Origin of the sequence: Amycolatopsis sp. NPDC006131 (assembly GCF_040614175.1) — a bacterium.
In the GTDB taxonomy this organism is placed as follows: domain Bacteria; phylum Actinomycetota; class Actinomycetes; order Mycobacteriales; family Pseudonocardiaceae; genus Amycolatopsis_E; species Amycolatopsis_E tucumanensis.
Genome location: NZ_JBEXTX010000096.1, coordinates 25178 through 31714 on the forward strand (window position 1 = coordinate 25178; position 6537 = coordinate 31714).

6 protein-coding genes are annotated in these 6537 nt (G+C 70.5%); 4 read left to right on the top strand and 2 right to left on the bottom strand.

Going from position 1 to position 6537, the window contains the following annotated elements:
- Window positions 1-242: 242 nt before the first annotated feature.
- Both ABZ215_RS33970 and ABZ215_RS33975 read right to left on the bottom strand, forming a co-directional pair.
- Window positions 243-1439, bottom strand: a complete 1197-nt coding sequence (locus tag ABZ215_RS33970) for an acyl-CoA dehydrogenase family protein (protein ID WP_020420935.1) — start codon at window positions 1437-1439, stop codon at window positions 243-245.
- 76 nt (window positions 1440-1515) lie between these two features.
- A complete protein-coding gene (locus ABZ215_RS33975) occupies window positions 1516-2340 on the bottom strand; it encodes a slipin family protein (RefSeq protein WP_354714620.1) in 825 nt (274 codons plus the stop codon).
- Window positions 2341-2429: 89 nt separating this feature from the next.
- Here ABZ215_RS33975 and ABZ215_RS33980 point away from each other — a divergent pair, with 89 nt between their 5' ends.
- From ABZ215_RS33980 to ABZ215_RS33995, 4 genes are read left to right on the top strand one after another with little or no spacing between them, the layout of a single operon-like run.
- On the top strand, window positions 2430-3290 hold the full coding sequence (locus tag ABZ215_RS33980) for an aminoglycoside phosphotransferase family protein (RefSeq protein ID WP_354954419.1): 861 nt from the start codon (window positions 2430-2432) through the stop codon (window positions 3288-3290).
- A 10-nt stretch (window positions 3291-3300) separates the two neighbouring features.
- Window positions 3301-4587, top strand: a complete 1287-nt coding sequence (locus ABZ215_RS33985; protein WP_020420938.1) for a CBS domain-containing protein — start codon at window positions 3301-3303, stop codon at window positions 4585-4587.
- A complete protein-coding gene (locus ABZ215_RS33990) occupies window positions 4580-5101 on the top strand; it encodes a DUF1003 domain-containing protein (protein WP_017986918.1) in 522 nt (173 codons plus the stop codon). Before ABZ215_RS33985 ends, ABZ215_RS33990 begins: the two co-directional genes overlap by 8 nt.
- A gap of 9 nt (window positions 5102-5110) precedes the next feature.
- Window positions 5111-6256 carry an Mrp/NBP35 family ATP-binding protein gene (locus ABZ215_RS33995; protein ID WP_237340294.1) on the top strand — a complete coding sequence of 382 codons (1146 nt, stop codon included), beginning with the start codon at window positions 5111-5113 and terminating at the stop codon, window positions 6254-6256.
- Window positions 6257-6537 lie beyond the last annotated feature (281 nt).

Genomic DNA, 6537 nt, shown 5'->3' on the forward strand with positions numbered 1-6537 from the left:
CCGGGCGCACGGTCCGCGATCAGGTCCGCCAGCAACCCTCCTTCACCGGCGCTGACACGCGAGGTGCGACCTGGAGTGTGCAGACCTAATCGCGCGTGGCGCTGTTCTCGGCCGTGTGCGGCGACGGGACCTCGCCCCGGAGCAGTTCACCTCGTTCGGGCGGCTCGACCGCGATCCCGATGTCCGGAGGGCGCTCGCCGGGAGTGCGGCCCGCCCACGGACGAGGGCGGGCCGCGCCGGGGTCAGGAGCGGGACTGGTACTCGCGCAGCAGGCCGCGGCTGATGATCGTCTTCTGGATCTCGCTGGTGCCCTCGCCGATGAGCAGGAACGGCGCCTCCCGCATCAGGCGCTCGATCTCGTACTCCTTGCTGTACCCGTAGCCGCCGTGGATGCGGAACGCCTCCTGCGTCACCTCGGCGCAGTACTCGCTCGCGATGAGCTTCGCCATGCCCGCCGCCACGTCGTTGCGCTCGCCGGTGTCCTTCAGCCGCGCCGCGTTGACCATCATCAGGTGCGCCGCCTCGACCTTGGTGGCCATCTCCGCGAGCTTGAACGCGATGGCCTGGTGCTGGGCGATCGGCTTGCCGAACGTCTTGCGCTGCTGCGCGTACTCCACGGCCAGCTCGAACGCCCGGATCGCGATGCCGCACGCCCGCGCCGCCACGTTCACCCGGCCGACCTCGATGCCGTCCATCATGAACGAGAAGCCCCTGCCCGGCGCCTCGCCGAGGACCTGCGAGGCGGGGATGCGGAAGCCGTCGAACACCGCCTCGGTGGTGTCGACGCCCTTGTAGCCCATCTTGTCGATCTTGCCGGGGATGGTGAGCCCAGGCGCCACCTCGCCGAAGCCCTCCGGCTTCTCCACCAGGAACGTCGTCAGGTTCTGGTGGGCCTTCTCCGCGCCCTCGTCGGTGCGCACCAGCAACGCGATCAGGTTCGACGAGCCGCCGTTGGTCAGCCACATCTTCGACCCGTCGATGACGTAGTCGTCACCGTCCCGCCGCGCGCGGGTCTTGATGGCCGCCACGTCCGAGCCCAGGTCGGGCTCGGACATCGAGAACGAACCCCGGACCTCGCCGGCCGCCATCTTCGGCAGGTACTTCTGCTTCTGCTCCGGCGTGCCGTGCCGGGAGATCATGTGCGCCACGATGAAGTGCGTGTTGATGACGCCCGAGACGCTCATCCAGCCGCGCGCGATCTCCTCGACCACGAGCGCGTAGGTCAGCAGCGACTCGCCGAGCCCGCCGTACTCCTCCGGGATCGTGATCCCGAACAGGCCCATCTCCTTCATGCCCTCGACGATGTCCGCCGGGTAGGCGTCCGCGTGCTCCAGCTCCTGGGCGTGCGGGATGATCTCCTTGTCCACGAACGAGCGGACCGTGGACAGGATCTCTTGCTGCACGTCGGTGAGACCGGCGGTCTGGGCCAGACGGGCCATGGGGCGACTCCTGTGTCAGCGGGCGGTATTACCGGCGAGTATGAGCCCCGCCATGCCGTCCCGCATATGGCGCGCCTCACCCGGGGGCGGACTCCTCCGACTGCCGCGGCGCCGGCGCTTGACCGTTCACCTGCTGCTCGGCGGGCTTCTCGGCGGTGTGCCGTTCGAGAAAGCGGAGCAGCTCCACGGGGAACGGCAGCACCAGGGTGGAGTTCTTCTCCGCCGCCACCTGCACCACCGTCTCCAGCAGGCGCAGCTGCAGCGCCGCCGGGGTGTCGGCCATGATGCCCGCGGCCTCGGACAGCTTGTGCGACGCCTGCAGCTCACCGTCGGCGGAAATGACCCGCGCCCGGCGCTCGCGTTCGGCCTCGGCCTGGCGCGACATCGACCGCTTCATCGACTCGGGCAGCGCGACGTCCTTGATCTCCACGCGGTCGATGTGCACGCCCCAGTCCAGCGCGGGGCTGTCGATCATCAGCTCCAGGCCCTGGTTGAGCCGCTCCCGGTTGGACAGCAGGTCGTCCAGGTCGCTCTTGCCGATGATGGAGCGCAGCGAGGTCTGGGCCACCTGCCCGACGGCGAACCGGTAGTCCTGCACGTTGACGGCGGCGACCACGGGGTCGATGACCTTGAAGTACACGACGGCGTCGACGCGGACCGTCACGTTGTCCCGGGTGATGCCCTCCTGCGCGGGCACCGGGAGGGTGACGATCTGCATGTTCACCTTCTGCAGCCGGTCGGCGATCGGCAACAGCAGGGTCAGGCCGGGCTCCCGGACGGCCGAGGACACCCGGCCGAAGCGGTAGACCAGGCCGCGCTCGTACTGGCGGACCACGCGGACACTGGCGGCGAGTCCGGTGATCCCCACGGCCGCGACGACGGAGATGATTTCGGCCAGCATGGCGGCTCCCAGGGGTGCGTGTCCCTTGACGCGATGTTACCCCCGTCACACCGGTTGGGAAGTGCCCGATCACTGGCAGTCTGGGTGAGGTGCGGATACCTGGGGAGTTCTCACGACGGCTGATCGACAACGAGGGCGACGTGGTGCGGCCGTGGCTGGCCGCGCTGCCGGAACTGGCGGACTGGTGCTGCCGGCAGTGGGGGCTGGTGATCGAGGGCCCGCCGTGGCACGGGTACACCGCGCTGGTGTTCCCGGTGCGCCGCGACGGCGAACCGCTCGTGCTGAAGCTCGCCTGGCAGGACGACGGCACCCGCGACGAGCCGGTGGCGTTGTCCGCCTGGGATGGCCGGGGAGCCGTGCGGCTGCTGGAAAGCGCCCGCGGCGCGCTGCTGTTGGAGCGGCTCGACGCGTCCCGCTCGCTGCTCACCGAGCCGCTGGACAAGGCGCTGGAGATCACGCACGGCCTGCTGCACCGGCTGACCGTGCCCGCTCCCCCGCTCGGCCGCACGCTGCGGGACGAGGCGGTCCGGTTCGCCGAGGAGATGCCCGCCGACTGGGCGCGGCTGGGCGGTCCGGTGCCGAAGCGGTTGCTCGACGCCGCGGTCGCCGTGTGCCGGGACCTCGGGCCGGGAGCCGGGACATCACTGGTCAATCAGGACCTGCACTACGAAAACATCCTCGCAGGCACACGGGAACCGTGGCTGGTGATCGACCCGCAGCCGATCGCCGGGGACCCGGAGTTCGGCCTGATCCCCCTGCTGTGGAACCGGTTCGGAGAGTCCACAGTGGAAGAACGGGTGCGGGTGCTGGCCGCCGGGCTGGACCCGGACCGCGCCCGCGCCTGGACGCTCGTGCGGGCCGTGGACAACTGGTTGTGGGCCGCCGAGCACGGTGGTTTCCCCAGCGTGCCGATCCTCAGTGCGATCGCCGAGTGGGCGGCCCTCGAATAGGGTTGGCGGCATGGTGAACAGGGTCTTCGCCGCCCAGCTGGCCGGCCTTCCGGTCTTCGGACCGGACGGCGAGTCCATCGGCAAGGTGCGCGACCTGGTCGCCGGCCTGCGGCTCGACCAGCAGCCGCCGCGGGTGCTGGGGCTCGTCGTCGAGCTGGCCACCCGTCGCCGGGTGTTCGTGCCGATGCTGCGGGTCACCGCGATCGAGCCGAACGCCGTCACGCTCGCGACCGGCTCGGTCAACATGCGCCGCTTCCACCGCCGCCCCAACGAGGTCCTCGTGCTCGGGCAGCTGATCGACGCGCAGGCCCGGCTGGCCTCCACCGACGCGCGCGTCACGGTGGCCGACGCGGCGATGGAACCGGTCCGCACCCGCGACTGGGTGCTGGCCAAGCTCGCCGTCCGCGAGCGCTCCGGACGGCTCGGCATCGGCAGGCGGCGGTCGTCGCTGCAGGTCCTGCCCTGGTCGGAGGTGCGCGGGCTGGGCCTGACCGACCTCACCGGGCAGCCGCAGGGCGCCGGGCAGCTGCTCATGCTGTTCGACACCATGCGCGCGGTCGACATCGCCGCGACCATGCGCGACCTGCCGACCAAGCGGCGGCACGAGGTGGTCGACTCGATGGACGACGAGCGGCTCGCCGACGTGCTGGAGGAACTGCCCGAGGAGGACCAGAAGGAACTGCTCGCGCACCTCGCCGAGGAGCGCGCCGCGGACATCCTGGAGGCGATGAACCCGGACGACGCGGCCGACCTGCTCGCCGAGCTGGCGCCGGCCGACCAGAGCCGGCTGCTGGAGCTGATGCACCCGGACGAGTCCGAGCCGCTGAAGCGCCTGCTCACCTACTCCTCCGACACCGCGGGCGGCCTGATGACGCCGGAGCCGGTCATCCTCACCCCGGACGCCACGATCGCCGAGGCGCTGGCGCACATCCGCAACCCCGACCTGCCCGCCGCGCTGGCCAGCCTGGTTTTCGTGTGCCGCCCGCCGACCGAGACCCCGACCGGCCGCTACGTGGGGTGCGTGCACTTCCAGCGCCTGCTCCGGGAACCGCCTGCCGAGCTGGTCGCCAGCGCCGTGGACACCGACCTGCCCGCACTCGGTCCGGACGCCGACCTGCCGGAGATCACCCGCTACTTCGCGGCCTACAACCTGGCGTGCGGTCCGGTGGTGGACGACCAGGACCACCTGCTGGGCGCCGTCACGGTCGACGACCTGCTCGACCACCTGCTGCCCGACCGCTGGCGCGAGACCGGGCTGCACGACATCACCGAGGGACAGGAGATCGACAGTGCCTGAGTTGACCGCGCGGCGCCGCCTCGACCAGCCCCGCTCCGGACGGGGTCCACTGGTCAGCATCGACCCGGACAGCTTCGGACGGCTGTCCGAGCGGCTGGCCCGGTTCCTCGGCACCGGGAAGTACCTGTTCTGGCAGACCCTCATCGTCGTCGTGTGGATCATCGTCAACCTGAGCGCGGCCGCCCTGCGCTGGGACCCGTACCCGTTCATCCTGCTCAACCTGGCGTTCTCCACGCAGGCGGCGTACGCGGCGCCGCTGATCCTGCTCGCGCAGAACCGGCAGGACGACCGGGACCGGGTGTCGCTGGAGGAGGACCGGCACCGGGCGGCGCAGACCAAGGCCGACACCGAGTACCTGGCGCGCGAGCTGGCCGCGCTGCGCCTCGCGGTCGGCGAGGTCGCCACCCGCGACTACCTGCGCGGGGAGCTGGACAAGCTGCGTGAGGACCTCAACACGAAGCCGCGACGTGGCAAAAGCAATAGGGCCCAGGCAGAGGCCATTACCGGTCCGTAGCATGGTGGGGTGACCAGTACGCAGCAGATCCCCAGTGTCGAGGACGTCCGGGCGGCGCTGAAGGACGTTCACGACCCCGAGATCCGCAAGCCCATCACCGAGCTCGGCATGGTCAAGGACGTCACGGTCGCCGAGGACGGCGTCGTCACGGTCGCGGTGTACCTGACGGTGGCCGGCTGTCCGCTCAAGGACACCATCACCAAGGACACCAAGGCCGCGGTCGGCAAGCTCCCCGGGGTGCGCGACGTCCGGGTGGAGCTCGACGTGATGAGCGACGAGCAACGCACTGAGCTGCGGAAACAGCTGCGTGGTGATGCGGCGGAGCCGGTCATCCCGTTCGCCCAGCCGGGCTCGATGACGCGGGTGTACTGCGTCGCGTCCGGCAAGGGCGGGGTCGGCAAGTCGAGCGTGACGGTCAACCTCGCGGTGGCGATGGCCGAGCGCGGGCTGTCGGTCGGCGTGGTCGACGCGGACATCTACGGCCACTCGGTGCCGCGCATGCTGGGCGCGCGCGAGAAGCCGACGAAGGTCGAGCAGATGATCATGCCGCCGCAGGCGCACGGCGTGAAGGTCATTTCCATCGGCATGTTCACCCCGGGCAACACGCCGGTGGTGTGGCGCGGCCCGATGCTGCACCGTGCGCTGCAGCAGTTCCTGGCCGACGTGTTCTGGGGCGACCTGGACATCCTGCTGCTGGACCTGCCGCCGGGCACCGGTGACATCGCCATTTCGGTGGCCCAGCTGATCCCGAACGCGGAGATCCTGGTGGTGACCACGCCGCAGCAGGCCGCGGCGGAGGTCGCCGAACGGGCCGGCGCGATCGCGATGCAGACGCGGCAGCGGGTCGCGGGGGTCATCGAGAACATGTCCTGGCTGGAGACGCCGTCCGGCGAGCGGATGGAGATCTTCGGCTCCGGCGGCGGCAAGACCGTGGCCGATTCGCTGTCGAAGTCGGTGGGCTCCGAGGTGCCGCTGCTGGGCCAGGTGCCGCTCGACCCGCGCCTGCGGGAGCAGGGTGACGCCGGAACGCCACTGGTTCTCGCCGAACCCGAGGCGCCGGCGTCGCTCGTGCTGCGGGACGTGGCGAAGAAGCTCTCGGTGCGGGCCCGTGGGCTGGCCGGGAAGATGCTGAACCTCAGCCCCAGCGGACGCTAGGCCGCACACACAGGTGAGCTGGGTGGTCATCCCGTCGCCTGACACGTGACGATCACCTTGAGCCAGGGCCGCAACATCCGTGCTCGCGTGAGTTGAGATGCCAACCTTGCGGCCCTGGCTCAAGGTGATATGCACAAACCGGAGGCGACGGGATGACCACCCGGCGACCACCTCGCCAAGGTGGGACGAGGCGCCCAACCCCTGGTCATCCCGGAGCCTGCCCGTCCGGCGAGGACTCTTTTGATCTTTAGAGCCGCGCTATCGCGCGGCGGGGAGTCCGC

Excerpts from the sequence above, each read along its gene's own strand:
- ABZ215_RS33970 (WP_020420935.1), bottom strand. The coding sequence starts at position 1,439 with ATGGCCCGTCTGGCCCAGACCGCCGGTCTCACCGACGTGCAGCAAGAG.
- ABZ215_RS33975 (WP_354714620.1), bottom strand. The coding sequence starts at position 2,340 with ATGCTGGCCGAAATCATCTCCGTCGTCGCGGCCGTGGGGATCACCGGA.
- ABZ215_RS33985 (WP_020420938.1), top strand. The coding sequence starts at position 3,301 with ATGGTGAACAGGGTCTTCGCCGCCCAGCTGGCCGGCCTTCCGGTCTTC.